Below are 23,944 nucleotides of genomic sequence, written 5' to 3'. Positions count from 1 at the left end.
GCCGCCGACCGAGGTGACGCAGACCGTCGTCGCGCCCGGCCCGCTGCCGACGGTGCAACATCACAACGTCGGCCGGCCGAGCCTCTCGCAGCGCCTCAGCGGCGACGCGTGACGAGCCTCAACCGCACAGCCAGCCCGACCTTCACCGCCAGCAGCAGCCGACGGCGCCCTGTCGGTCCACCAGCGCCCGTCCAGCAGCCGCAGCCGCCCGTGCCCCAGCTGCCGCCGCCGACCGAGGTGACGCAGACCGTCGTCGCGCCCGGCCCGCTGCCGACGGTGCAACATCACAACGTCGGCCGGCCGAGCCTCTCGCAGCGCCTCAGCGGCGACGCGTGACGAGCCTCAACCGCACGGCCAGCCCGACCTTCACCGCCAGCAGCAGCCGACGGCGCCCTGTCGGTCCACCAGCGCCCGTCCAGCAGCCGCAGCCGCCCGTGCCCCAGCTGCCGCCGCCGAGCGAGGTGATGCAGACCGTCGTCGCGCCCGGCCCGCTGCCGACGGTGCAACATCACAACGTCGGCCGGCCGAGCCTCTCGCAGCGCCTCAGCGGCGACGGGTGACGAGCTTCAACCGCACGGCCAACCCGATCTTGACCGCCAGAAGCAGCGGCTTGGCCAGCACGCCCGTGTGCCGGTCCGCGAGGTAGCGGTACGCGCTGCGGTGGTGCTCGGCGAGCATCCGCTCGGAAGCCTGCGCCGTCGAGTGCCCGCCGATGTGCACGACCTCGGCCTCGGGCACGTACACGTTCAGCCAGCCCGCCTTGACGACCCGGTCGCCGAGGTCGACGTCCTCGAAGTACATGAAGTACCGCGAGTCGAACCCGTCCACGGAGTCGAACGCCTCGCGCCGCATCAGGAAGCACGAGCCGGACAGCCAGCCGGCGGTCCGCTCCGTGATCGTCGCCGTCTCCTGCCGGTACTCGCGCGTCCACGGGTTGCCCGGCCAGATCTTCGCGAACACCGCGTGGCCGAGGCCGCGGCCCAGCGACGGCAGCAGCCGGGCCGACGGGTACACCTCGCCGTTCGGCTCGCGGATCAGCGGCCCGAACATGCCGCCGCGCGGCCACCGCTCCGCCGCCGCGAGCAGCGCGTCGAGCGAGCCGACACCCCACTCGATGTCCGGGTTCGAGATCGCCACCCAGCCGACCTCGTCCGGCAGCGCGGCCACCCCGCGGTTGGCGCCGCCGCCGTAGCCGAGGTTGCCGCCGGTGGGCAGGAACTCGACGTTGTCGCGCTCGGCCGCCAGCTGCTCCGGGACGCCGTCCTTCGAGCCGTTGTCCGCGAGGATCACGCGCACCGGCTTCACCGTCGCCTTCGCGAGGCTGTCCAGGAACGGGGCCAGCGTTTCGCCGGGCGAGTAGGTGACCGTCACGACTGCGAGCTCGTCGCCGTACTTCTTCGTCACCCGCGCCAGGCTAGAGGTCAGCGGCGGCGGCGGTGAATCAGGGCGGCCCGCTCGTACGCCAGGCGGTGCCGTTCCGCGCTCATCGACCAGGAGAAGTCCTTGGCCCGCTGCTGCGCCGCGGCGGCCAGCGACGCCCGATGCGCGGGGTCGTCCAAGAGATCCGAGATGGCGGCGGCGATGTCCCCCGCGCCCACCCCGCAGTAGGCGACGGCCTCGCCACCCACCTCGGGCAACGAGAGCCGCCGCGTGGTGAGCACGCACGCCCCGCACGCCATCGCCTCCAGCACGGGCAACCCGAAGCCCTCGCCGAGCGACGGGTAGGCGACGAGTGAGGCGCCACCCAGGAACCCGGCCAGCTGCGAGAACGGCAGGTAACCCGCCCGGATGACCCGGATCCGGTGCGGCACGGCGTCCAGGGCGCGCTCGACCTGCGAGTCCCACCCCGGCTGACCGGCCAGCACGAGAGCGGGCGGGTTCGCGCGGTCCCGCACGGCCTGGGCGAACCCGCGGATCAGCGCGGGCACGTTCTTGCGCGGCTCCAGGGCACCGAGGAACGCGACGTACGGCATGTCCCCCAACGACAAGGTGCGCCGCACGGTCAGCACCTCGTCCGGTGACGGCGGGTGGAAGCGTTCGCTGTCCACGCCGTGCTGGGCGATGTGCAGGGTGCGCGGGTCGGCGTTCGCGACGCGGACCAGTTCGTCCAGCGTCGCCTGCGAGGGCACGACGCACAGGGCCGCACGCTTCAGGGACGCACGGGTCCACGCGCGGAAGAAGCGGGCCTTCACCGACGAGTGCAGGACGGGGTCGGTGAAAAAAGTGGCGTCGTGCAGCGTCACGACCGACGCGGCCGGGTTGGCCAGCGGCAGCGTGTAGTGCGGGGAGTGCACGACGTCGACTCCGAGCGAGCGGATCAGGCGCGGCAGCGTCGTCTGCTCCCACGTCAGGCGCGCGGTGCGGGTGGCCACCGCCTCGGCCGCGCGGACGATCCGGGCGTTGGGCGCGATCTTGGTGAACAGGTCCAGGTCGCGCGGCTGGCAGACCACGCTGAGCCTGGTGCCGTCGGAGTCCAGTGCCGCTACGAGCGAGTCCACATAACGACCGACGCCACCTCGGTCGGCGGGAACCGCGGTGGCGTCGATCAGCACGCTGGGTTCGACGTTCGGCACGCTCAGCAGGGTACGGTCAGATGACCACCTGTTCTTTGTGAATGAAAGAAGTCGTCCGCTCACAAGTGCAGGCGCCACACGGCTTCGGCCGCCTTTTCCCAGGTGAACTCGTCCGCCCGGCGCAGGCCCGCCGCGACGGTGTGACCAGGATCAGCCAGAACGGTGCCCAGCGAACGGGTCAACGACTCCACGTCACCCCGCATGAAGACCGTGCCCGCACCCCCGGCCACCTCGACTAGAGCGGGTGCGTCGGAGTGCACGACCGGCACGCCCAGGGCCATCGCCTCGACCAGTGGCAGGCCGAACCCTTCGGCGTAGGACGGCACGGCCAGAGCTGTTGCCCTGGACAGGACGTAGCCCAGCTCGGCGTCCGAAACCCGGCCGAGCAGCGTCACGTGCGGCGCCCGCAGGTCCACGCCGCCCCAGCCCTGCGGCCCCACCACCACGAGCGGCACGTCCAACGCCGCGGTCGCGGACACCAGCAGGTCGAAGCCCTTGCGCGGCTCGATCGTGCCGATCGCCAGCACGTACCGGTGAGGCACGTCGACCGGCGACTGCTCGGACAACGCGGTCACGCCGTTCGGGATCACGTGCACCGGAACCGAGATGTCGACAAATCCCCGTAGCTCCTCGGCGACAACGTGCGTCGGCACGACGATCGCCTTGGCCCGAGAGGCCGCGCGGGCGATCACCTTGCGGTGCCACGCGACGCCGCGCGGGGTCAGGGTCTCGGGATGCGTCCACGGCACGGTGTCGTGCACCGTCACGACGGCGCCTCGCGGCGGCGCCAGGGGCGTCGGCGCGTGCACATGTGGGCCGAGCGGCAACGGCAGGCCGAACTCCCAGGCGGCGACGAGTGCGCGCCGCGGCAACGGAATCACCCGCGATGCGAGCTCATGCCGCCGAGTGGCCGCACCCGTCACCGTCCAACCGGACGGCGCGGCCGCCGCCAGAGCGCGGAACAGCTCGGCGGTGTAGCGGCCGGTCCCTCCGGGGACGGGCGCCAGGAGTTGCTCGGTCAGCACTACCAGCTCGGGCACGTCGCGTACCGTCTCACGCCGTGTCGTTCCTCAGCACCGTGGTGGTCGTGACCTGGCGCGGCCGCGACCACATCGGCGCGTGCCTCGACGCGCTCGAGGCGCAGAAGAGTCCACACAGGACGATCGTCGTCGACAACGCCTCCGACGACGGCACGGCCGAGCTGATCCGCGGGCACGAGGTGCTGCGACTGGACCGCAACCGCGGCTACGCGGGCGGGCTCGCCGCCGTGCTCGACCTGATCCGGACCCCGTACGTCGCGTGGCTCAACGACGACGCCGTCCCCGAACCCACCTGGCTGTCCGAGCTGGAGACCGCGCTGGAGGACTCTGACGCCGCCGCGGCCACGTCGACCATCGTGCTCGCGGACGGCTCGACCCAGTCCGTCGGCGTGGCGCTGACCGCCGACGGCCACGGCAAGGACCTGGTGCTCGCCGGTCGCGAGGTGTTCGGCTTCTGCGGCGGCGCCGCCCTGCTGCGGACCGATGAACTGCGGCGCGCGGGCGGCGTGCCCGCCTCGTTCTTCTGTTACTACGAGGACACCGACACGGCGTGGCGGCTGCGGTTGAACGGCCACCAGGTCATCTCCGTCGGGCCCGCGCGGGTGCGGCACCGGCACGGCGCCAGCACGCGGCCGGGATCGCGGCTGTTCCACCTGTGGAACGAGCGGAACAGATTGTTGATGCTGGCGCGGTGCGCTCCTAGCGTGGTGGCACTTCGCGAGCTGACGCGGTTCGCGGTGATCACCCTGCTGCTGCCGTTCCGCCGTGATGTGCCGAAAGCGGCGAACTTCCGGGTCGGGCTGCGGCTGCGGGTACTGGCCGAGGTGCTGCTGCGGTTGCCCGTGACGCTGGCCCAGCGCTGGGTGATCGGCTGGCGTGCGTCGGTCTCGCGCAGGGCGGTGTGGCGCGACTGGGGAGGGCGTTGAGTGGGGCGCAAGAGCAGGCGGAAGAGGGAGTACCGCGAGTCTGCGTCAGCCGTGCGGGTGCGGCTGGATCCAGAACCGCTGCCGTTGCCGTTGTGGCTGCTCGCGGCGGCCGGACTGCTCGGCGTGCTGGCCGGTGTGGTGGTGAGCATGCTGGACGCGGCCGTGCTGGAGTGGCTGGGCGCGGTGATCGCCGTGCTGTCCGGCGGGTGGCTCGCCCTGTGCGTCATGCGCGTGGCGGGAACCAGCGCGTACGTCGTGGTTCCGGCGTTCGCCGTGTGCGTCGTCGGCGCGTTGCTGCTGGTGCTGAACGCGCACGGCTTCGTGGTGTCGCGGTACGGCACGGCTGAGCGGTGCACGGTGCAGAGCTCGCACGAGCACAAGTCGGGCAAGGTGCAGGTGATCGACTACCTGATGCGCTGCCCGAGCGGCGAGGTGGAGGTGACCGTGCGGACCAGCGGGCGGCTGCGGGCCGCGGAGGGCACCGTGATCCAGTTAGGGCCGTTCCGGCCGGTGCTGCAGCCATGAGGGCGCTGCGACCACAGCTGGTCATGGAGGTCAAGCAGCTGCCGGCCAGGCGCGCCTGGCTGATGATCGGCGGCGGACTGCTCGGCGTGCTGGCGGGCATCGGGCTGAGCATGACCGTCGGCGGCTGGTTCTACCTGGCCACGATCGCCTCGGCCGTGATCTTCTTCCTCGGCGTCAACGGGCTCGGCGCGCGGGGTGTGTGGCTGATGGCGCCGGCGTTCGTGATCGGGGTGATCGGGCCGACGGTGCTCGCGGTGCTCGGGCACCAGGCGGCGTTGCGGCAGTTCGGGCGCGAGGAGACGTGCGTGGTCGCTGAAGCCGAGCCGCACCTCGACGTGAAGCGGCCGTACATCGACTACGCACTGGACTGCCCGCTCGCCGGGCGGATCGAGCTGCGGTTGCCGGCCGGGCACCCACTGCCCGAGGACCAGCCCACGCAGGTGCTGACCAGGCCGCCGCTGGAACCGTTGATCGCCAAGGACGTCTCGTACAACGGGTGGCTGCTGGTCGCGATCCCCGCGGCCATGGCCCTGCTGGTGGCGGTCGCGGCGGCGGTGAGGCGGAGAACGTGAAGAACCCGGTGGTCCTGATCATCGTCGGACTGGCCGCGATGGTCGCGAGCGTCGCGGTGGGCGGGGTCGTCCCGGACGGCTGGGAGCTGGCGGTCATGGTGCCCGGCGTCCTGCTGGCGCTCGCGTTCGTCGTGGGGATCGGCGGGCTGAGCCGGTCCGGCTGGCTGATGATCCCGGCGTTCGTCGTCGCCATCACCGGGACGACGGTGCTGGTCGGCGACGGCCCGCGGGCGCTGCTGGCGGCGTTCGGCACGCCCGAGCAGTGCGTGGTGACGAACGTGCGGGACCTGGGCCACCAGGACACCAAGGCCTTCGAGCACGACGTCACGTGTGGCGGAAAACCGCAGCAGATCGTCGTGCTGGGTGAGCGGACCATGCCGCTGGGCGAGGCGACCGTGCTGCGGATCGACCCGATGCGGCCGGTGTTTCGCGACCACAACGACTATTCCCGCGAGTGGGTCATCGGCCTGCCCGTTGCCGTGATCACGTTGCTGATCTCGGCGGTCGCCCTGCGGACGCGGAGAGTGATGAGGCAGGCTTAGCCCGTGGAGCGAGCAAACCTGCCGGTCGTGTCCGTGATCGTGGTCAACCACCGCGGCGCGGACGACACCGTCACGTGCGTCACCGGGCTGTCCGAACTGGACTACCCGGCGGAGCTCCTCGAGATCATCGTCGTCGACAACGCCTCGGGCGACGACAGCGTCACGAAGATCAGGAACACCGGCGTCACGCTGATCGAGTCACCGGAGAACCTCGGGTTCGCCGGCGGGTGCAACCTGGGGGCGAAAAGCGCCACCGGCAGCGTGCTGGCGTTCCTCAACAACGACGCGCGCGCCGACAAGAACTGGGTCAAGGCGGCCGTCGCGACACTGCAGAGCGAGCCGACGATCGGCGCCGTCGCGAGCAAGGTGCTCGACTGGGACGGCGAGGTGATCGACTTCGTCGACGGCGGGCTCACGTGGTTCGGCATGGGCTACAAGCGGCACGCCGGTCAGAAGGACGACGGCAGCCATGACGGGCCGCGCGACGTCCTGTTCGGCACCGGCTCAGCACTTCTGGTCCGAGCCGAGCTCTTCCGCGAACTCGAGGGCTTCGACGACCGGTTCTTCATGTTCTACGAGGACGTCGACCTCGGGTGGCGGCTGAACCTGCGCGGCTGGCGTGTGCGGTACGAGCCCAAGTCGCTGACCTACCACCGGCACCACGCGTCGATGACGAACGTCGACGAAAGCCGCGAGCTGTACCTGTTGGAGCGCAACGCACTCGCGTCGCTCTACAAGAACCTCTCCGACGAGACGCTGGCGAAGGTGCTGCCCGCCGCGCTCGCGCTGGTGATCCGCCGGGCCACGGCACGCGGCGAGATCGACCCGACGCAGCTGGAGATCACCAAGCGACCGGCCGACAAGACACAGGACGCCGCACCGGTACCGATCGCGCGGCAGGCGCTCGCGGGGTTCCTCGCGGTGGACCAGTTCGTGGAGCTGCTCCCCCGGCTGAACGAGTCGCGCAAGATCGAGCAGAGCAAGCGCCGCGTCACCGACCAGGACCTGGTTCCGTTGATGCGCAAGGCGATGGAGCCCGCGTACCCGTTGCCGCGCTACCTCGCCGCGCACGACGTGCTGGTCGACGTGTTCGGCCTGGAGGACGTCTTCGGCCGCCCGCGCCGCATCCTGGTGATCACTGGTGACGCGATCTCGGACCGCATGGCGGGCCCGGCGATCCGCGCGTGGCACATGGCCGACGTGCTGTCCGGCGAGCACAACGTGCGGCTGGTGACCACGAACCCGTTGTGTGCCGCGCCCGACGCGCCGTTCGAGATCCATCGGGCCACCACCAAACAGCTCCTCACGCACGTCGACTGGGCCGATGTCGTGGTGCTGCAGGGCCACGCGCTGGAGAAGCTCGCGCACCTCAAGCGGGCGGACTCGACGAAGATCGTCGTCTGCGACATGTACGACCCGATGCACCTGGAACTGCTGGAGCAGGGCAAGGACGACACCGACGAGAAGCGCGAGACGGACCTCGGCGTCGTCACGCGGATCCTCAACGCTCAACTGGAGCGCGGCGACTTCTTCCTGTGCGCGTCCGAACGGCAGCGGCACTTCTGGCTCGGCCACCTCGCCGCGCTCGGACGGCTCACACCGATGCTGTACGACAACGACCCCACGACGCAGTCGCTGCTGGGCATCGCGCCGTTCGGCCTGTCCGGCAAACCGCCGCAGCGCACCGCGCCGGCGATCAAGGGGGTCGTGCCGGGTGTGTCGGAAAAAGACCAGGTCGTCATCTGGGCCGGTGGCGTGTACAGCTGGTTCGACCCGCTGACGCTGATCCGCGCGATCGACCGCCTGCGGCACCGGCGGTCCGGCGTGAAGCTGTACTTCCTCGGGATGAAGCACCCGAACCCCGAGGTGCCGGACATGGACATCGGCGGTCAGACCCGCGCGCTGGCGGGGCAGCTCGGACTGACCGGCGAGCACGTGTTCTTCAACGACGGCTGGGTGCCCTACACCGAACGGCAGAACTGGCTGCTGGACGCGGACTGCGGCGTCACCACGCACTACGAGCACGTGGAGACGACGTTCGCGTTCCGCACCAGGGTGCTGGACTACCTGTGGGCCGGGCTGCCGATCGTGACGACGTCCGGCGACTCGTTCGCCGACCTCGTCACGCAGGAAGGACTGGGCGTCGTCGTGCCGCCGGAGGACCCGGACGCGCTCGCCGACGCGCTCGAGAAAGTGCTCTACGACGAGGCGTTCGCGGCCGCGTGCCGGGATCGCATCGCCGTCGTCCGCGAACGGTTCACCTGGGAGACGGCACTCGCGCCGCTGGCCGAGTTCTGCCGCAACCCCAGGCCCGCGGCGGACCGCTTGCCCGGAGCCGCTCCGATGGTGCGCAAGGCGCCGCTGAGCACGGGTGGCAAGCTGAAGCGGGACCTCCGGCTGGTGCGCGAGTACCTGAACGACGGAGGTCCGACCGAACTGGCCAAGCGGGCGACGGGGCGCTTGCGCAAGATCGCGCGTGGTGGCGGAAATGGCTAGACCCATCAGGGTTCTGCTCGACGGAACCCCCTTGCTCGGACATCGCACGGGTATCGGTCGCTACACGGCGGCCCTGGCGGAGGAACTGGCCTCGATGCCCGACGAGGTCGACGTGCGGGCGGTCGCGTTCACGTTGCGCGGCTGGCGCGCGTTGCGGACCGTGCTCCCGCACGACGTGATCGCGCGCGGCCTGCCCGTGTCGGCGCGGGCGCTGCGGCAGCTGTGGCTGCGCTTTCCCTTTCCCCCGGTGGAGTTCCTGACGGGGTTCACCGACGTCATGCACGCCACGAACTTCGTGCTCCCGCCGACCGTGCGGGCCGGTGGTGTGGTGACGATCCACGACCTCGCGTTCCTCGACGCACCGGAGGACCTGCCGCCGTCGGACCGCAGGCTGCCCGAGCTGGTTCAGTTGTCGGCGAACCGTGCCAACGTTGTCTGCACGCCGACGCACGCGGTGGCTTCCGTTGTCCGCGAACGGCTTTCCGTGCCGGAGGACAAGATCGCGGTCACCCCACTCGGCGTGGATCCCGCCTGGTTCGCCGCACTGCCGCCGAGCGACTCGCTGCGCAAACGGCTCGGCTTGCCGAAGGAATACCTGCTCTTCGTCGGCGCGGGCGGCCCGCGCAAGGGACTGCGGTACCTGGTCAAGGCGCACGCTGCCGACACGTCGTTGCCACCGCTGGTGATCACCGGCCCCGGTCCGTCCGGTGTGGACGGTCGCGTGCTGCGCACCGGCTACCTGTCGGACCTGCACCTGCGCAGTGTCGTCGCCGGCGCCACCACGCTGGTGCTGCCGTCGCGCGACGAGGGGTTCGGCCTGCCGGTGCTGGAAGCGTTGGCGTGCAACGTTCCCGTCGTGTGCTCGGACGTGCCCGCACTGCGCGAGGTCGCCGGTGGTCACGCCACGCACGTCCCGGTGGGCGACGTGGACGCGCTCGCCGCCGCACTGGCCGCGGCCGTCGCGGAACCCGTCACACCCGCCGCACAGGCGGCCCGGCGCGCGCATGCCGCGGAGTTCACGTGGAGGCGGTGTGCCGAGGCGACGGTAGAGGCCTACCGCCGCTCACGGGCGTGAGTTCAGCGGCCTCGGGCCACCGACGGTGGCCGGCGGTCGTCGAGCTCGCTCATCGTCACCTGTCGTGATCCGGTCACGGCGGCGACGCAGCGCAGGAAGCGCTGCCGTTCGGAATCTCGTTTGGCGGGGGGACGCTCAGGGTTGCGCCCGCTGTCGAACATGCGCAACAGGTTCTCGCATCCGAAACGGCCGTGCCAGAGTGGTCACCCCAACGGCGCAGTCCGATCACACAACGTCAGAAACTCAGCGGCAGGCCGAGCTCCAGCCGCCCGTAGGTCGCGGCCCAGTTCCCGATCTGGGCGTTCGTGTGCGTGCGGTAGATCTGCACGTCACGCAGGTAGCGCTGCATCCGCTGGCCGGACAGCACCGCGGCCGTGCCGGACGCGGCGGCGAGCATCTCGACGGCCTCGACCGCCATCCGCCCCGCCTGGTTGCAGACGACCGCGAGCCGGTAGTCGTCGGCCAGTGACATGCCAGACGAGTACTCGGCCGCGGCACCCAGCACGGTGTGCCGCGCGGACTCGGCGAGACCGGTCGCCACGCCGAGGATGCGCTGGTACTCGGGGTGCTCGCTGCGCGGCTGGTGCGGCGGCTGCACGAGCCGCTTCGACGAGATGATCTGCTTGAACTCGTCCAGCGCGGCGAACGCGGCGCCGACGACCACGGGCGTGAGCTCCAGCTGGAAGAACGTCATCAGCCGGCCGTGGTACATCGGGTTGTCGTGCTCGGAGGACGCCTCCCAATCGAGCACGAACCCCGGTAGTACGAAATCGAGCGGCACGCGCACGTCCGACACGACGACGCTGTTGGAACCGCTGCCGCGCATACCGAGCGGGTCGTGCCAGTTGTCGAGGATCTCGAACGACGGCACGCACGCGATGCCCGGCATCCCGTCGATCATCACGCCGACGATCACGTGCGTGGACACCGTGACTCCGGACGCGTAGTCCCACCGGCCGTTGATCACGTAACCGTCGCCGTCGCGGGTGGCGGTGCCGGTGGGCGCGACGGGCATGGCCGCGCGGAAGTCGCCGTCACCGAAGATCTTCTTCTGCGCCTCCAACGGGAACAGCGCCGCGACCGTGTGCGAGTGGCCTGCCGCGAGCGAGAGGTTCCAGCCCGTCGACGGACAGCCGCGCGAGATCTCGATGACCACCTCGGCGAACGTGCGCAGGTCCTCCTCGAACCCGCCGAACACGCGCGGCACGAGCATCTTGTAGAACCCGGCGTCCAGGCACTCCTGGTGGGTCTCGTCCGGCACTCGGGTCAGCCGCTCGGCGAGCGCCTGGCGCTCCAGCAGCCGGGGCCGAAGGTCGCGGGCCCGCTCGATGAGCGTCATGACTTCTCCTTCACGAGTACGTCGATGTCGTCGTCGGCCGTGAGATAGCCACCGGTCAGCGCGTCGGCGGTGCCGTTCGCGAGCAGCAGCAGGTTGTCCAGCGCGCGATGCAGCGGCGTGAACCGGCCCGCGTTGCGTTGCAGGCGCAGCCAGATGCGGATCTGGTTGTGCCACGGGTCGTCGGACGGCATGGCGAGGCGGTCCGCGGTCATGCCGGTGTCGAGCAGGCCGGGGTGGTAGGCGAACGCCGAGACACCCCGGTTGCGCAGCTCCTCGGCGAGGTTCTCGGTGTACTTGGTGACCGCGGACTTGGACACCGAGTACGCGCTGGCGTACGGCCACCGGTCCCGGCCCGCGCTGCTCACGATGTTGATCACGCGGCCGCTGCCCCTGGCGAGCATGCCGGGCAGCACCGCGCGGCACGCGAGCACCGTGCCCCGCAGGTTGACCTCCATCGTCTCCCACCAGTCGGCCTCGCCGACCTCCCACGCCGGACCGGCCGGCCCCGGCACGGCCGCGTTGTTGACCAGCACGTCGATCCGGCCACTGAGCGCCCGGTCGACCGTCGCCGGCCGCGTCAGATCCAGTTCGTCGCGGCCGAGCGCGAGCACGGTCGCGCCCGCCTCGGTGAGGTGCCCGGCGACGGCCTTCCCGAAGCCGCGGCCGGCACCGGTGACGGCGACGGTCAGGCCACGCACGAGCCGAGCACGCCGACGGCGCCGTCGACGGTCCGCATGCGGGCCAGGTTCGCCTCGTCGATGTCGAGCGTCACGCCGTAGCGCTGTTCCATGGAGTTGAGCAGCCACAACAGCTCCATCGACTCGATGTCCTCGATCACCTCGCCGCCGGCGCCGCGCACCTCGGCGAGCACCGCGAGCACGTCCGTGCGCGAGGGCGGCTCGGTGGCGCGCGTGCGGTCGATGACGGCCGCGGTCAGCTCGACGAACTCGGTGCGGGACAACGAGGACAGCGACTCGACCTGGTCGTCGGTGTACCGGATCCGGAACTGCCGTTCGACCTGCAACGCGAGGTCGAGCGAGGGGGTCCGGGAGCCAACGAATTCCGCGATCTCCCTGGTCATACCAGGGCTCCTTCGAGCACGGCGACGTTGCGCACGGCCTTGCCCGAAGGCGTCCGCGGCAACGACGGCACGGTGTGGATCACGCGCGGCCGCTGGTGCGGCGCCAGCACGCGGTGAAGTTCTTCCGTGTCAACACTTCCGCCGTCGCGCAGCACCACGTACGCCTTGACGACGCCGTCGTTGACCACGACCGCCTCCTCGACGCCGGTCATCCTCGTCATGATCTGTTCCACGGCGACGAGGTCGACCTTCAGACCGCCGATGGTCGCCTGCGAGTCCAGCCTGCCGTGCAACGTGACCAGGCCGCCCGGCCCGAGCGACGCCGCGTCCCCGGTGCAGAACCAACCGGCCTGCCAGCGGGCCGGCTCGGTGCGGCCCAGATACGGCGAGGTCCGCATGCCGATCAGCAGCTCACTGTCCGAGGTGTGTGCCTCGACGCCGGGTGCGAGCACGCCGACCGCCGGACAGCACCTGCCGTCGAGGTCGCCCGCGATCATGCCGGTCTCGGTCATGCCGTAGATCTGGCCGACCGGCACGCCCAGCCGTTCGTCCACGGCGTCGAGCAGCGCCTGGTCGAGCCGCTCACCGGACGACACGATCCGCCGCAGACCGGGGATACGCTGTCCCGCCGCGAGCAGTCGCACGTGGAACGGAACACCGAAGATCGACACCGGTCCGGTGCACTCCGCGGCGGCCGCGCGAAGACCGAGCGCCGTCACGTGTTCCGGCACGACGACCTCGGCGCCCGAGTGCAGACCGTGCAGCAGACCGGCGAAGAGGCCGTAGGTGTGGGCGAACGCGGCGAGCACCATCATGCTCTCGCCACGGGCGGGCATGCCGGGCAGCCGGCCGGTCTTGATCACCTCGCCGATCAGGTCGGCGAAGCGGCGGCCGACGGCCTTGGGCGTGCCGGTCGACCCGGACGTGACCTGCACCAGCAGGTGGTCCGAGCGCGGAGTCCACATCGGACACTGTGTGACGCGGTCCTGGGTCACGATCGCGCGCGGCCGCATCAGCTCCACCACGTCCTGCAGGCCGGCGGGTGTCACGCGATGGTCGACCGTGACGAGCTGCGCGCCGAGCCGCCACACCGCGAGCGCGGTGGCGACGTGGTCGAGCGACGCCGGCTGTTGCATCACGACGGAGTGGATCGGCTCGATCCCCATGTCCCGCAACAGGTTCTGCCGCTGGCTCACCACGTGCCGCAGCTCGCTGCGCCGCACTGGCCCGGCGAACCGCAGGCACACCTCGTCGTCGGGACCGGCCAGCAGGAAGTCGTCGACCCACGTGCTCATGGCAGTACCACCATCCGGAATCGTGCCGAACCGTTCAGCATGCGCGCGAACGCGCTCTCGATGTCGTCCAGCGGGGCCGTCTCCACCATCGGGCGGACCCCGGTCAGTGCGCAGAAGGCGAGGGTCTCCTCGATGTCCTTCGGTGTGCCGACGAGGCACCCGGAAACCCGCCTGCCCTCGGCGATCAACGCGTTGCTGTCGATCTTCAACGCGTCCGCGGTCGCGCCGGCGACGATCAGCTCGCCGCGCGCCGTGAGTCCACCGATCGCGGCGGTCACCGCGGGTGCGTGTGTGACCGTGGAGAGGATCACCCGTGCGCCACCGAGATCACTCAGTGCGGCGGCGACGTCCGTCTCGGTGCTGTCGATGTAGTGGTCCGCGCCCAGTTCGAGCGCGAGCTTCTCCTTGTCGCGACCCCGGGATACCGCGACGGTCTCGAACCCGAGCTTCGCGGCGAACTGCACCGCGACGTGGCCGAGGCCGCCGATGCCGAGCACCGCGACCAGGTCGCCGCCCCTGGCGTCGCTGTGCCGCAACGCGTTGAACGTCGTGACGCCCGCGCACATCAGCGGCGCCGCGTCCACCGCGGACAGTTCCTCCGGGATCACGGCCAACGCGGTGGCGGGCACGACCATCGTCTCGGCGAACCCGCCGCGGTAGGTGATGCCGATGACCTCACGGCGCACGCAGAAGACGAAGTCCCCGGTGCGGCAGGGAGTGCACGTGCCGCACCAGCCCGCGCTGTAGCCGACACCCACCCGATCGCCCGGCTTCCAGCCCTGGACCCCGAACCCGACCGCCTCGACCCGGCCCGCGACCTCGTGCCCGCCGACCACCGGGAACCGGGCGTCGGGGAACTGCCCTTCGGTGAGCATCGCGTCCGTGTGGCAGATGCCGCATGCCTCGACCCGCACCACCACCTGGCCCGCGCCGGGCGCCGACGGAGCGCCCACCGAGAGCTCGAAGGGTTTGCCGGGCGCACCGACCAGTGCGGACTTCACCGGTCACCGCCGAACTTGTCGGCCACCGCGCCGAGTGCGCCGGACTTGATCAGGTCGACGAGGCCGGCGAGGTCGTGGTCGAGCCGCCGGTCGTGGTCGAGGAACGCCATCCGGTCCCGCACCAGCTCGTACGCCGCGCGCGTGCCCTGGCCGAGCTTGTCCGCACCGCGCAGGTCGATCGCCTGACAGGTCGCGGCCAGGCAGATCGCGGCCACCTGCTGGACCAGCTCGACGACCGTGCGGGCGTCGCGGGCGCCGATCGTGCCCATGCTGACCTTGTCCTGGTTGTGCGCCTCGGTGGACCGCGAGAACGCCGACGCCGGCATGCCGAGCTTGAGCGCCTCGGCGACGAGCGCCGACGCGGCGAGCTGCGTGCCCTTGAAGCCGTGGTGCAGGCCGGTCTGCTCCTCGTCGTTGATGAACGGGATCAGGTTCGGCGTGAGCCCGATGTTGAACTTGTCGTCCACGAGGTGCGCCAGCTGGCGGTCCAGCAGGTCGCCGACGCTGCCGACCGCGGCCTTGAGCGAGTCCATCGCCTGCACGATGTGGCCGCCGTAGAAGTTGCCGCCGTTGCGGATGGTGCCGGCGTCCACGTCGAACAGCGGGTTGTCGTTCGTCGAGTTGATCTCGACGTCGACCCAGCGCCTGGCCCAGTCGACGGTGTCGTAGAGGACGCCGGTCACGTGCGGCGCGCAGCGCAGCGAGTAGCGGTTCTGGATCGGGTGGTCCAGCTCCAGGAACCGGTTGTCGCCCAGTTTTTCGTTGGCGGACAACACCTGCGAGTACTCACGCGCCAGCTCGGAGCCGTCGAGCATGCCGTGGATCGTGGCGGCGCTGCGCAGCTGACCGGGGTGCGGCTTCTGCTCGTGGATGAACGCCTCGAAGTGCCCGCGGTTGCCGAGCAGCGCCTCCATGGCGAGTGCCGTGCACACGTCGGCGACCGCGGCGAGCTCGGCGGCGTCGGTCAGCGCGAGCAGCGCGAACGCGGACATGAACGACGTCCCGTTGATCAGGCCGAGGCCTTCCTTCGCCTGCAGCACAACGGGTTCGAGGCCGCACTCCAGCATCGCCTCGGCGGCGGGCACGGTGTTGCCGCGGAACAGCACGTCGCCCTGGCCGGTAAGCGCGTTGGCCAGGTAGCACAACGGCACGAGGTCGCCGGACGCGCCGACCGATCCGCGCTCGGGGATCAGCGGCAGGATGTCGTTGGTGAGGCAGTCGACCAGGAGGTTGACCACGTCCGGCCGCACGCCGGAGTAGCCGCGCGCCAGGCAGTTCGCCCGGATGAGCATGGTCGCACGGACGACCTCGCGTTCTGCCATCGGACCGAAGCCGTTCAGGTGGTACTGCACCAGGTTGCGCTGCAGCGCGACGACCTTGTCCGGGCTGATCTGCCGCACGCAGCTGTCCCCGAACCCGGTCGTGATGCCGTACATGGGCTGCGCGGTCGCGATCAACTCGTGCATCAGCTCCCGCGACCGCTGAATCCGCTGCTCCGCGCGCTCGTCCACTCTGATTGTGAAACCAGACGGCCTGCGCGCGAAAGCGGCCGCGGAGGGCGCGGTGAGTTCGTCGGAACCGAGCAGAATTGATGTCATGCGACATTCCCTTGGTCGATTTGCGACGCGGATACAGCGGCGTGAAGGAAGGATACGTTGCGTAAATTAGTGCTGGAAACTAGGTAAATCTCTCGCTTCGTATCGATAGGCTTCACCCGTATGACGGATGATGAACGTGCTCTCGTCCTGGGCGGCGGAGGCCTGACCGGGGTCGGCTGGCTCGTCGGGATAATCGCCGGCCTGGCAGATATTGGTGTAGACCTCCGGCGAAATGAGCTGGTCGTCGGCACGTCCTGCGGCGCGATCGTCGGCGCCCACCTCGCGTGGAACGCCGACCCCCTGGAGCTGTACGACCACGTCGTCGCCACCGCAAGCCGGGGACCTGCACGTTTGCTCACCGCCCAGGCGATGGCCGAGCTCGGCTCGCTGATCGCCGAGGGGCAGAACCAGCAGCTGGCGCGGGCTCGGGTCGGCCGGACCGCACTGACGGCGAAGGCGTTGGCCGACTCAGCGGAACTACCCGCCGGCGTCTCAGCACTGTGCCCATTCGAGACGTGGCCGGAGCGCGCGCTACGTTTATCGGCAGTCGACGCCGACAATGGCGAGTTCGTAACACTGGAAAAGTCATACGGCGTCTCACTGCGCGATGCGATCATCGCAAGCTGCGCTTTACCGTTCGTTTATCCACCCGCACAAGTAGCCAATCGGCGCTGGATAGACGGCTTTATTCGATCACCGGCGAACGTGGATCTGGCAGACAAATGTCAGCGGATCGTGGTGCTGGCGCCGATGGCCCAGGGGTTCAGCCCCGCCGGGGCGGTGCCCGATCAGGTTCATGAGATACGGGAACGAACCGGGGCGGCGGTCGCGATGGTCGTCGCCGACGAGTCCGTCGAGGCGGTGAACGTCAACCCGATGGACCCGGCGCACCTGCCCGCGGTCGCCGAGGCGGGCCGCAGGCAGGCGGCGAGTGTGGCCGGTGAGATCGCCGAGGTGTGGGCCTAACGCAAGTGCAGGCGCGCGAACCGGGCCAGCGCGTCGCGCCACGCCGGCAACGGGGTCAGCCCCGCGTCCGCCCACGCTTTGCCGGACAGCACCGAGTAGGCGGGCCGGGGCGCCGGGCGCGGGAAGTCCGCCGTGGTGCACGGCAGCACCCGCGCCGGATCCGCGCCCAGTTCCTCGAAGATCGCCCGCGTGAACCCGAACCACGTCGTGTCGCCGCCGCCGGTGGCGTGCAGCAGGCGTTGCGCGGGCCGGATTTCCAGCAGCTGCAGCAGTCCGGCCGCGAGGTCCGCCGACCACGTCGGCGAGCCGCGCTGATCGTCCACAACGGACACCGTGTCGCGCTCGGATTCCAGGCGCGCCATGGTCTTCACGAAGTTGTTGCCGGTGGCGCCGTAGACCCACGCGGTGCGCACGACCCAGCCGCCCGCCGCGAGCACCCGCTCCTCGCCGGCGAGCTTCGTCCGGCCGTAGGCGGTCTTCGGACCGGTCGGGTCGGTCGGCTCATACGGCCGGTTCGCGTCGCCCGCGAACACGTAGTCCGTGGAGACGTGGACGAACGGCACGCCGCGTTCGGCACACGCCGCTGCCAGCAGGCCGGGGCCGACCGCGTTCACCTGGAACGCGCGGTCCTCGTCGGTCTCCGCCGCGTCGACCGCGGTGTAGGCGGCACAGTTGATCACGGCGTCGGCCGCGACGACCGCTTCGGCGACCGCGGCCGGGTCGGTCACGTCCAGCTCGGCCGACGAGAGCGCGCGAACCTCCGGGGAGGCCGCCGCCAGGTCCGAACCGAGCTGGCCGCGGCCTCCTGGAACAACGATCACCTCAGCCACCGACCAGGGCGGCGCGTTCCTTCAACGGCTCCCACCACGCGCGGTTGTCGCGGTACCACTGGACGGTCGCGGCGAGTCCTCCGGCGAAGTCGACGCGCGGCCGGTAGCCGAGCTCCTGGGTGATCTTCGTGATGTCCACCGAGTAGCGGCGGTCGTGGCCCTTGCGGTCAGTCACCGGCTCGACCGACGACCAGTCGCGGCCGGTCGCCTCGAGGAGCTTCTCGGTGAGCTCGCGGTTGGTCAGCTCGGTGCCGCCGCCGATGTTGTAGATCTCGCCGGGCCGCCCGCCGTCCACGACGAGCTGGATGCCCCAGCAGTGGTCGTCGACGTGCAGCCAGTCGCGCACGTTGAGGCCGTCACCGTAAAGAGGGACCTTCTTGCCGTCGATCAGATTGGTGACGAACAAGGGGATGACCTTTTCAGGGAACTGATGCGGTCCGTAATTGTTCGAGCACCGCGTGATGCTGACCGGCAGCCCGTGCGTCACGTGGAACGACCGCGCGATGAGGTCCGACGACGCCTTCGACGCCGAGTACGGAGAGTTCGGCTCGAGGATGTGCTCCTCGGTCCACGAACCCTCCTCGATCGACCCGTACACCTCGTCGGTCGAGACGTGGACGAATTTCGAGACGCCCGCGTCGAGCGCGCCCTGCAACAAGGTCTGCGTGCCGAGCACGTTCGTCAGCACGAAGTCCGCGGAGCCGGTGATGGACCGGTCCACGTGCGACTCCGCGGCGAAGTGCACGACCGTGTCCACCCCGCGCATCAGCTCGCTGACCAGCGCGCCGTCGCAGATGTCCCCCCTCACGAAGCGGTAGCGCGGGCTGTCGGCGACCGACTCCAGGTTCGTCTCGGTACCCGCGTAGGTGAGCTTGTCCAGCACCACCACTTCGGCTTCTTTCATCGACTCGTAGGAGCCTCGCAGCACTTCGCGGACGTAATGCGAGCCGATGAACCCGGCACCGCCCGTCACCAGTACGCGCATCCCCGTGTCCTCCCTTGTGGCGACATCCCGGTCGCAGTCTGTCACGCCATCGTGGATGCAACCCACGGCGACGTCACATCGTCTGTCGTATAAGAGACAGGACTAAACTGAGTCGCATGGGGGAGGATCGAGGCGTGGACGAGAGGAGTGAGCCCGTCCGCATCGAACGGACGAGCTCAACCACTGCGTTCCGCGCTTTTCTGGTCACGGGACGCACTTTTGTGGCGTTGCTCTCCGCTTTCGTGCTGGCCGTCACATGGTGGGGCTGGGCGTTCAACCGCGACCTCAACGACGGCCTCGTCACGACCGACGTGATCGGCAACCAGGACGGGGCCGGGCCGGGACGCAAGCCGCTCGACGGCGCCGTCGACATCCTCCTCGTCGGCATGGACAGCCGCACCGACGCCCAGGGCAACCCGCTGTCCCCCGAGGTGCTCGCGATGCTCCACGGCGGCTACGCCGACGGCGAGATGAACACCGACACCATGATCCTCGTGCACATCCCGGTCGACGGGACGCGCGCGGTCGCGATCTCGTTCCCGCGCGACTCCTACGTCGAGATCGCGGACGGGTTCGGCAAGCACAAGCTCAACTCGGCGTTCGCGCGGCAGAAGAACCAGACGGACACGGACCTGCGGAACAAGGGCGTGACGGACGACAACCGCCTGCGCACCGAGTCGACCACCGCCGGCCGCAAGACGTTGATCAAGACCATCGAGAACCTCACCGGCGGGTCCGTGAAGATCGACCGGTACGCCGAGGTCAACCTCGCGTCGTTCTACGAGGTGACGAAGGCCATTGGCGGCGTCGAGGTGTGTCTGAAGGAGGACACGCAGGACAGCGACTCCGGCGCGAACTTCAAGGCGGGCCGCCAGACCGTCGAGGGCGCGGCGGCGCTGTCGTTCGTGCGGCAGCGCAAGAACCTGCCGGGCGGCGACCTCGACCGGATCGTGCGGCAGCAGGTGTTCATCGGCGCACTGGCCAAGAAGGTGCTGTCGACGGGCACGCTGACGGACACGGACAAGCTGTCGAACCTGGTGTCCGCCATCAAGAAGTCCGTGGTGCTGAGCCAGGGCTGGGACATCACCACGTTCGCCGAGCAGATGCAGGGGTTGGTGAGTGGCAACATCCAGTTCCGCACCATCCCGGTCGGCGATCCGACGGACACCTACTACGACGGCAACGTGCTGCCGGTGAACCCGTCACAGGTGCGCAAGTTCATCTCCGAGTTGGCCACCGACAAGTCCGCGAGCTCGTCCGTGACCACCCCGACCACGACCCCGTCGGCGCCACCCAATTCGACGATCACCGTTCAGGTGAACAACGCGTCGGGCATCCAGGGCCTCGCCGCCCAGGTGCTGAACTCGTTGGTGGCCAAGGGTTACGTGCGTGGCGCGGCCCGCACGGTGGCCATTGTGGACACCACGGTCGTGAAGTACTCCTCGGGTGAGGAAGGCGCAGCACGGAAGGTCGCCGCCGACATCGGGCCGAACGTCGAGGTCGAGCTGGACACCGACGTGCCGCGCGGTCAGGTGCAGGTCTACGTCGGCACGGACTACCAGGCGCCGAGCTCCGAGGACGTGGATCCGCAGAACGCGCCGGGCTCCACTACCACCCCGACCTCGTCAACACCACCGATTACCGCCGATGGTGTGGCCTGCGTCAACTGACGCGAAAATGGCGTGGCCGGGCCGTCGCGCTCGTTAGCCTTGGAGCACACCAGCCCGCTCGTTGGAGGAACTCGTGAAGAAGGCCGTGCTGATCACCGGCAGGGTGTTCTTCGCGCTGCTCGCCGTCCTGACCCTCGCCGCGTCCGGCTACAGCTGGGTGACGTTGCGGCAGGTGCAGGACAGCGTCAACACGACCGGCATCCTCAACGTGCTCGACGACATCCCGAACTCGCCGCCGGTGCAGGACGGCGCGACGGACATCCTGCTCGTCGGCAGCGACAGCCGCACGGACGCGCAGGGGCGGCCGCTGCCCGCGAACGTGCTGCAGCAGCTGCGCACCGAGGCCACCGACGGCGTCAGCACGGACACGATCATCCTGATCCGCGTGCCGAACAACGGCGGCAAGGCGCACGCGATCTCCATCCCGCGCGACACCTACGTGCCGATCGCGGGCTTCCGTGAGGACAAGATCAACGCCGCGTACGGCGCGGTGAAGTTCCTGACCGCGGAACGGTTGCAGGCCGAGGGAGTCTCGGATCTCGCCGAGCGGGAGAAGAAGTCCGACGAGGCCGGCCGCAAGTCGCTGGTGCAGGCCGTGCAGGAGCTCACCGGCCTGCGGGTCGACCACTACGCCGAGATCAACCTGTACGGGTTCTACCTGCTGACCGAGGTGATCGGCGGCGTGCCGGTGTGCCTGAAGGCGCCGACGTCCGACCCGAACTCGGGCGCCAACTTCCGGGCGGGCGAGCAGCTGGTGCAGGGCGGCGACGCGCTGTCGTTCGTGCGTCAGCGCAACATGCCCGGCGGCGACCTAGGCCGCATCGCCAGGCAGCAGGCGTTCATGTCGTCGGCGGTGAAGCAGCTGCTGTCCGCGGGCACGTTCACCGACCGGTCCAAGATGAACGGGCTGCTCAACGCCGTGTCGAAGTCCGTTGTCGTGGACGAGAAGCTGGACATCGCCACCCTGGCGCAGCAGGCGCAGGGCCTGGCGTCGGGCAACCTGGAGTTCGCCACGATCCCGGTGACGAACATCGACTTCCGCAACGAGCGCGGGCAGAGCGTGGTGACCGTAGACCGCGACGCCGTGAAGGCGTTCGTCGCCCAGCTGGTGGGCGAGTCCGCCCCGGCTCCCACTTCTCGTTTCGGTGGTGGCAAGCTGGTCGAGCTGGACGGAACTCATCCGTCTTCGTTTGTGCAGACCGGTGTTCCCTGCGTCGACTAGGAGTTCTCGCGTGAGCGTGACCGAGATCCTGTTCGGACCGCTGCTGAAGGCGGATCCCGGTCGTCCGTTGATCACGCACTACGACGATGCGCTCGGCACGCGGGTCGAGCTGTCGCGGGCCACTCTGGCGAACTGGGCGGCCAAGACGGCCAACTGGTTGCGCGACGAGCACGACATCGAGCCGGGTGACCCGGTGGCCGTGCTGCTGCCCGCGCACTGGCAGACCGCAGGTGTGCTCCTGGGTGCCTGGTGGTGCGGGGCGCACGTGGTGACTTCAGGTTCGGCCTCGGTGGCCATCGTGCCGCCCGGCGGTACGGCCTCCGCGGATGTGGTCGCCGTGGCTTCGTTGCACCCCATGGGTTTGGGCTCCGGCGCCGCCGTCGACTACAACGACGACGTGCGGCTGCACGGGGACGACTTCACGCCGTGGTCGCCGGTTTCTCCGGACACCCTGGCGCTGGACGGGTCCACTGTGGAGTCTGTCGTTGCCGAGGCTCGCTCTTTGGCTTCCTCATGGGGCATCGATTCCTCTTCGCGAGTCATGTCCACTGTGGAGTCTTCGTGGCCGTCCGCGTTCTTGGCAGTGCTCGCCGCCGGCGGTTCGCTGGTACACGTGAGCAATCCCGACGCGGACCGGTTGGCCGCGCGCCGGGACAGCGAGAAGATCACGCGTTCACTGGAGTCTTCTTCTTGAACAGCAGGCGGTCGAGCGCGAAGCTCCCGCCGTTGAACCCGAGCGCGAGCGCCGCGACGCCCAGCACGAGCACCAGCTCGTAGCCGCCCTGGCCGAGCAGCCCGTTGGGCAGGTGCACAATGACGAGTGCGCCGGCCATGTCCACCGCAAGCAGGATGCCGGCAACCGGCAACGCGACGCCGGCGATCAGAGCGAGCCCGCCTGCTACTTCCACAGTCGCCGCGAACCACGCGGAAACCGTCGGCAGCGGAACCCCCATCTTCCCGAAGGCCGCGGCGGTCCCGTCGAGCCCCCACTCGGTGAACTTCTGCCAGCCGTGCGCCAGGAAGACGACCCCAACCCCGATCCGCGCGACGAGCGCGGTCACGTCCTTCAGCACTTTCTTGCTCCCCGACTGTTGTTCGAATTTGAACTTCATTGTACAGGTTTCAACTACTGGCCCGCTGTTGACTTCCTGCCCGTCGTGTTTAACCTTATGGTTAATTAACTGATTGGTTAGGCGTCATGGACTCGTTGAGCTTGATCTTCGCGGCACTCGCCGACCCGACCCGGCGCGCGATCCTCGCGCGACTGGCCGAGGGTTCGGCGACGGTGAAGGAGCTCTCGGAGCCGTTCGAGATGAGCGGTCCGGCCATCTCGAAGCACCTGCGGGTGCTGGAGCGAGCGGGCCTCATCACGCGCGGACGGGAGGCGCAGTGGCGCCCCTGCCTGCTGTCGGCGGGGCCGTTGCAGGAGGTCTCCGCGTGGGCGGACAACTTCCGCCACTTCTGGGACGCGTCGTACACGCGTCTCGACGCACTGCTGGAAGAGCTGAAGGAGCAGACCGATGACTGAGGTAACGCTGCCGTCCCCGTGCGAGATCACCATGACCCGAGCCTTCGACGCGCCGGTTTCACTGGTATGGCGCGCCTTTACCGAGCCTTCCCTCGTTTCCCGCTGGCTGCTCGGCCCCGACGGCTGGACGATGCCGATCTGCGAGATCGACCTGCGGGTCGGCGGCAAGTGGCGTTACGGCTGGCGCGCTGAGGACGGGTCGCACTCGTTCGAGATGCACGGCTCGTACGAGTCGCTCGAGCCGCCCACGCGGATCGTGCACACCGAGCACTTCGAGGACAACCCGCCCGCGGTCGTGACCACGACGTTCTCCGAGGTCGACGGGGTGACGACCATGACGCAGACCATGCGGCTGGTGTCGCAGGAGGTCCGGGACGCCGTCGTCGCCACGGGGATGGCCGACGGCGCCGGCACGTCGTTCGACCGGCTGGCCAAGCTGCTGCCGTCCCTGGCGTGAGATCACCCCTACGCTCGCTTCATGGGCCGAGAGCGGATGTCCGACGAAGAGATGAACGAGCTCAACCGGCTGTTGCACCGCTACGCCGAGTTGGAGCTCGACCAGTGGGACCTGTGGGCCGTCGACAGCTCGTGCGGCGAGGTCTACATCCGGATCACTCGCGGCCTGCCGCCCGACGAACCCCCCACGGCCTTCATCCGTCTCCCGCCACCTTCCTGACCGG

26 protein-coding genes are annotated in these 23,944 nt (G+C 69.7%); 14 read left to right on the top strand and 12 right to left on the bottom strand.

Features of this window, described 5'->3' with window-relative positions:
- The first annotated feature begins 210 nt into the window (after positions 1-210).
- Complete coding sequence (locus QSK35_RS39165) at positions 211-336, top strand: hypothetical protein (RefSeq protein ID WP_285753022.1); 126 nt, start codon at positions 211-213, stop codon at positions 334-336.
- 207 nt (positions 337-543) lie between these two features.
- On the opposite strand, the gene QSK35_RS39160 is transcribed toward QSK35_RS39165, so the two are convergent.
- The 3 genes from QSK35_RS39160 to QSK35_RS39150 form a co-directional block, all read right to left on the bottom strand.
- Entirely contained in the window at positions 544-1,404 is an 861-nt protein-coding gene (locus QSK35_RS39160; RefSeq protein ID WP_285753021.1) for a glycosyltransferase family 2 protein, read from the bottom strand.
- Positions 1,405-1,421: 17 nt separating this feature from the next.
- Positions 1,422-2,552 carry a glycosyltransferase family 4 protein gene (locus tag QSK35_RS39155; protein WP_285753053.1) on the bottom strand — a complete coding sequence of 377 codons (1,131 nt, stop codon included), beginning with the start codon at positions 2,550-2,552 and terminating at the stop codon, positions 1,422-1,424.
- A gap of 80 nt (positions 2,553-2,632) precedes the next feature.
- A complete protein-coding gene (locus QSK35_RS39150) occupies positions 2,633-3,613 on the bottom strand; it encodes a glycosyltransferase family 4 protein (RefSeq protein ID WP_285753019.1) in 981 nt (326 codons plus the stop codon).
- Positions 3,614-3,633: 20 nt separating this feature from the next.
- On the opposite strand from QSK35_RS39150, the gene QSK35_RS39145 reads away from it, so the two are divergent.
- The 6 genes from QSK35_RS39145 to QSK35_RS39120 are packed head-to-tail and all read left to right on the top strand — an operon-like array spanning position 3,634 to position 9,749.
- Positions 3,634-4,539: a glycosyltransferase family 2 protein gene (locus tag QSK35_RS39145; protein WP_285753017.1), complete on the top strand. Its 906-nt coding sequence runs from the start codon at positions 3,634-3,636 to the stop codon at positions 4,537-4,539.
- A complete protein-coding gene (locus tag QSK35_RS39140; RefSeq protein ID WP_285753016.1) occupies positions 4,540-5,064 on the top strand; it encodes a hypothetical protein in 525 nt (174 codons plus the stop codon). It abuts the gene before it with no gap.
- Positions 5,061-5,636, top strand: a complete 576-nt coding sequence (locus QSK35_RS39135) for a hypothetical protein (RefSeq protein WP_285753015.1) — start codon at positions 5,061-5,063, stop codon at positions 5,634-5,636. Before QSK35_RS39140 ends, QSK35_RS39135 begins: the two co-directional genes overlap by 4 nt.
- Positions 5,633-6,178, top strand: a complete 546-nt coding sequence (locus QSK35_RS39130) for a hypothetical protein (RefSeq protein ID WP_285753014.1) — start codon at positions 5,633-5,635, stop codon at positions 6,176-6,178. Before QSK35_RS39135 ends, QSK35_RS39130 begins: the two co-directional genes overlap by 4 nt.
- A 3-nt stretch (positions 6,179-6,181) precedes the next feature.
- Complete coding sequence (locus tag QSK35_RS39125; protein WP_285753012.1) at positions 6,182-8,674, top strand: glycosyltransferase; 2,493 nt, start codon at positions 6,182-6,184, stop codon at positions 8,672-8,674.
- Positions 8,667-9,749 (top strand): glycosyltransferase family 4 protein, encoded by a 1,083-nt coding sequence (locus QSK35_RS39120; protein ID WP_285753011.1) that lies wholly within the window; start codon positions 8,667-8,669, stop codon positions 9,747-9,749. The genes QSK35_RS39125 and QSK35_RS39120 overlap by 8 nt, the downstream gene beginning before the upstream one ends.
- Positions 9,750-9,984: 235 nt before the next feature.
- On the opposite strand, the gene QSK35_RS39115 is transcribed toward QSK35_RS39120, so the two are convergent.
- The 6 genes from QSK35_RS39115 to QSK35_RS39090 are packed head-to-tail and all read right to left on the bottom strand — an operon-like array spanning position 9,985 to position 16,063.
- Positions 9,985-11,088 carry an acyl-CoA dehydrogenase family protein gene (locus QSK35_RS39115; protein ID WP_285753010.1) on the bottom strand — a complete coding sequence of 368 codons (1,104 nt, stop codon included), beginning with the start codon at positions 11,086-11,088 and terminating at the stop codon, positions 9,985-9,987.
- On the bottom strand, positions 11,085-11,786 hold the full coding sequence (locus tag QSK35_RS39110) for an SDR family oxidoreductase (RefSeq protein ID WP_285753008.1): 702 nt from the start codon (positions 11,784-11,786) through the stop codon (positions 11,085-11,087). The genes QSK35_RS39115 and QSK35_RS39110 overlap by 4 nt, the downstream gene beginning before the upstream one ends.
- Positions 11,774-12,169 (bottom strand): hypothetical protein, encoded by a 396-nt coding sequence (locus QSK35_RS39105; protein WP_285753006.1) that lies wholly within the window; start codon positions 12,167-12,169, stop codon positions 11,774-11,776. The genes QSK35_RS39110 and QSK35_RS39105 overlap by 13 nt, the downstream gene beginning before the upstream one ends.
- The gene (locus tag QSK35_RS39100; RefSeq protein ID WP_285753005.1) at positions 12,166-13,464 is read right to left on the bottom strand and encodes a class I adenylate-forming enzyme family protein; all 1,299 of its coding nucleotides are present in this window, start codon (positions 13,462-13,464) and stop codon (positions 12,166-12,168) included. Before QSK35_RS39100 ends, QSK35_RS39105 begins: the two co-directional genes overlap by 4 nt.
- On the bottom strand, positions 13,461-14,465 hold the full coding sequence (locus QSK35_RS39095; protein ID WP_285753004.1) for an alcohol dehydrogenase catalytic domain-containing protein: 1,005 nt from the start codon (positions 14,463-14,465) through the stop codon (positions 13,461-13,463). Before QSK35_RS39095 ends, QSK35_RS39100 begins: the two co-directional genes overlap by 4 nt.
- Positions 14,462-16,063 (bottom strand): HAL/PAL/TAL family ammonia-lyase, encoded by a 1,602-nt coding sequence (locus tag QSK35_RS39090; RefSeq protein ID WP_285753003.1) that lies wholly within the window; start codon positions 16,061-16,063, stop codon positions 14,462-14,464. Before QSK35_RS39090 ends, QSK35_RS39095 begins: the two co-directional genes overlap by 4 nt.
- Positions 16,064-16,183: 120 nt before the next feature.
- Between QSK35_RS39090 and QSK35_RS39085 the strand changes: the two genes are divergently transcribed.
- The gene (locus QSK35_RS39085) at positions 16,184-17,029 is read left to right on the top strand and encodes a patatin-like phospholipase family protein (protein ID WP_285753002.1); all 846 of its coding nucleotides are present in this window, start codon (positions 16,184-16,186) and stop codon (positions 17,027-17,029) included.
- On the opposite strand, the gene rfbD is transcribed toward QSK35_RS39085, so the two are convergent.
- Both rfbD and rfbB read right to left on the bottom strand, forming a co-directional pair.
- Entirely contained in the window at positions 17,026-17,859 is an 834-nt protein-coding gene (gene rfbD / locus QSK35_RS39080) for a dTDP-4-dehydrorhamnose reductase (protein ID WP_285753001.1), read from the bottom strand. The two genes, QSK35_RS39085 and rfbD, sit on opposite strands and share 4 nt — an antisense overlap.
- Positions 17,852-18,844 carry a dTDP-glucose 4,6-dehydratase gene (gene rfbB / locus QSK35_RS39075; protein ID WP_285752999.1) on the bottom strand — a complete coding sequence of 331 codons (993 nt, stop codon included), beginning with the start codon at positions 18,842-18,844 and terminating at the stop codon, positions 17,852-17,854. The genes rfbD and rfbB overlap by 8 nt, the downstream gene beginning before the upstream one ends.
- 116 nt (positions 18,845-18,960) lie before the next feature.
- On the opposite strand from rfbB, the gene QSK35_RS39070 reads away from it, so the two are divergent.
- The 3 genes from QSK35_RS39070 (at position 18,961) to QSK35_RS39060 (ending at position 22,430) form a co-directional block, all read left to right on the top strand.
- Positions 18,961-20,514 (top strand): LCP family protein, encoded by a 1,554-nt coding sequence (locus QSK35_RS39070; RefSeq protein ID WP_285752997.1) that lies wholly within the window; start codon positions 18,961-18,963, stop codon positions 20,512-20,514.
- 73 nt (positions 20,515-20,587) lie between these two features.
- Positions 20,588-21,736 carry an LCP family protein gene (locus tag QSK35_RS39065; RefSeq protein WP_285752996.1) on the top strand — a complete coding sequence of 383 codons (1,149 nt, stop codon included), beginning with the start codon at positions 20,588-20,590 and terminating at the stop codon, positions 21,734-21,736.
- Between the two features lie 10 nt (positions 21,737-21,746).
- Positions 21,747-22,430: a TIGR03089 family protein gene (locus QSK35_RS39060; protein WP_285752994.1), complete on the top strand. Its 684-nt coding sequence runs from the start codon at positions 21,747-21,749 to the stop codon at positions 22,428-22,430.
- Here the strand turns inward: QSK35_RS39060 and QSK35_RS39055 are convergent.
- The gene (locus QSK35_RS39055) at positions 22,402-22,848 is read right to left on the bottom strand and encodes a DoxX family protein (RefSeq protein ID WP_285752992.1); all 447 of its coding nucleotides are present in this window, start codon (positions 22,846-22,848) and stop codon (positions 22,402-22,404) included. The two genes, QSK35_RS39060 and QSK35_RS39055, sit on opposite strands and share 29 nt — an antisense overlap.
- 86 nt (positions 22,849-22,934) lie before the next feature.
- Between QSK35_RS39055 and QSK35_RS39050 the strand changes: the two genes are divergently transcribed.
- From QSK35_RS39050 to QSK35_RS39040, 3 genes are read left to right on the top strand one after another with little or no spacing between them, the layout of a single operon-like run.
- On the top strand, positions 22,935-23,264 hold the full coding sequence (locus QSK35_RS39050; protein ID WP_285752991.1) for an ArsR/SmtB family transcription factor: 330 nt from the start codon (positions 22,935-22,937) through the stop codon (positions 23,262-23,264).
- A complete protein-coding gene (locus QSK35_RS39045; RefSeq protein ID WP_285752989.1) occupies positions 23,257-23,721 on the top strand; it encodes an SRPBCC family protein in 465 nt (154 codons plus the stop codon). Before QSK35_RS39050 ends, QSK35_RS39045 begins: the two co-directional genes overlap by 8 nt.
- Positions 23,722-23,742: 21 nt before the next feature.
- A complete protein-coding gene (locus QSK35_RS39040) occupies positions 23,743-23,940 on the top strand; it encodes a hypothetical protein (protein WP_285752987.1) in 198 nt (65 codons plus the stop codon).
- Positions 23,941-23,944 lie beyond the last annotated feature (4 nt).

It is taken from the genome of Lentzea sp. NBRC 105346, assembly GCF_030269605.1.
GTDB lineage: Bacteria > Actinomycetota > Actinomycetes > Mycobacteriales > Pseudonocardiaceae > Lentzea.
Note: the sequence above shows the minus strand (reverse complement) of the source record. Positions and strands in the feature narration are given on the sequence as shown.

What these genes read in the sequence shown, in the direction of transcription:
- QSK35_RS39135 (WP_285753015.1), top strand. Translation starts at nt 5,061, where the DNA reads ATGAGGGCGCTGCGACCACAGCTGGTCATGGAGGTCAAGCAGCTGCCG.
- QSK35_RS39120 (WP_285753011.1), top strand. Translation starts at nt 8,667, where the DNA reads ATGGCTAGACCCATCAGGGTTCTGCTCGACGGAACCCCCTTGCTCGGA.
- QSK35_RS39115 (WP_285753010.1), bottom strand. Translation starts at nt 11,088, where the DNA reads ATGACGCTCATCGAGCGGGCCCGCGACCTTCGGCCCCGGCTGCTGGAG.
- QSK35_RS39105 (WP_285753006.1), bottom strand. Translation starts at nt 12,169, where the DNA reads ATGACCAGGGAGATCGCGGAATTCGTTGGCTCCCGGACCCCCTCGCTC.
- QSK35_RS39100 (WP_285753005.1), bottom strand. Translation starts at nt 13,464, where the DNA reads ATGAGCACGTGGGTCGACGACTTCCTGCTGGCCGGTCCCGACGACGAG.
- QSK35_RS39090 (WP_285753003.1), bottom strand. Translation starts at nt 16,063, where the DNA reads ATGACATCAATTCTGCTCGGTTCCGACGAACTCACCGCGCCCTCCGCG.
- QSK35_RS39085 (WP_285753002.1), top strand. Translation starts at nt 16,184, where the DNA reads ATGACGGATGATGAACGTGCTCTCGTCCTGGGCGGCGGAGGCCTGACC.
- rfbB (WP_285752999.1), bottom strand. Translation starts at nt 18,844, where the DNA reads ATGCGCGTACTGGTGACGGGCGGTGCCGGGTTCATCGGCTCGCATTAC.
- QSK35_RS39070 (WP_285752997.1), top strand. Translation starts at nt 18,961, where the DNA reads ATGGGGGAGGATCGAGGCGTGGACGAGAGGAGTGAGCCCGTCCGCATC.
- QSK35_RS39055 (WP_285752992.1), bottom strand. Translation starts at nt 22,848, where the DNA reads ATGAAGTTCAAATTCGAACAACAGTCGGGGAGCAAGAAAGTGCTGAAG.
- QSK35_RS39050 (WP_285752991.1), top strand. Translation starts at nt 22,935, where the DNA reads ATGGACTCGTTGAGCTTGATCTTCGCGGCACTCGCCGACCCGACCCGG.
- QSK35_RS39045 (WP_285752989.1), top strand. Translation starts at nt 23,257, where the DNA reads ATGACTGAGGTAACGCTGCCGTCCCCGTGCGAGATCACCATGACCCGA.
- QSK35_RS39040 (WP_285752987.1), top strand. Translation starts at nt 23,743, where the DNA reads ATGGGCCGAGAGCGGATGTCCGACGAAGAGATGAACGAGCTCAACCGG.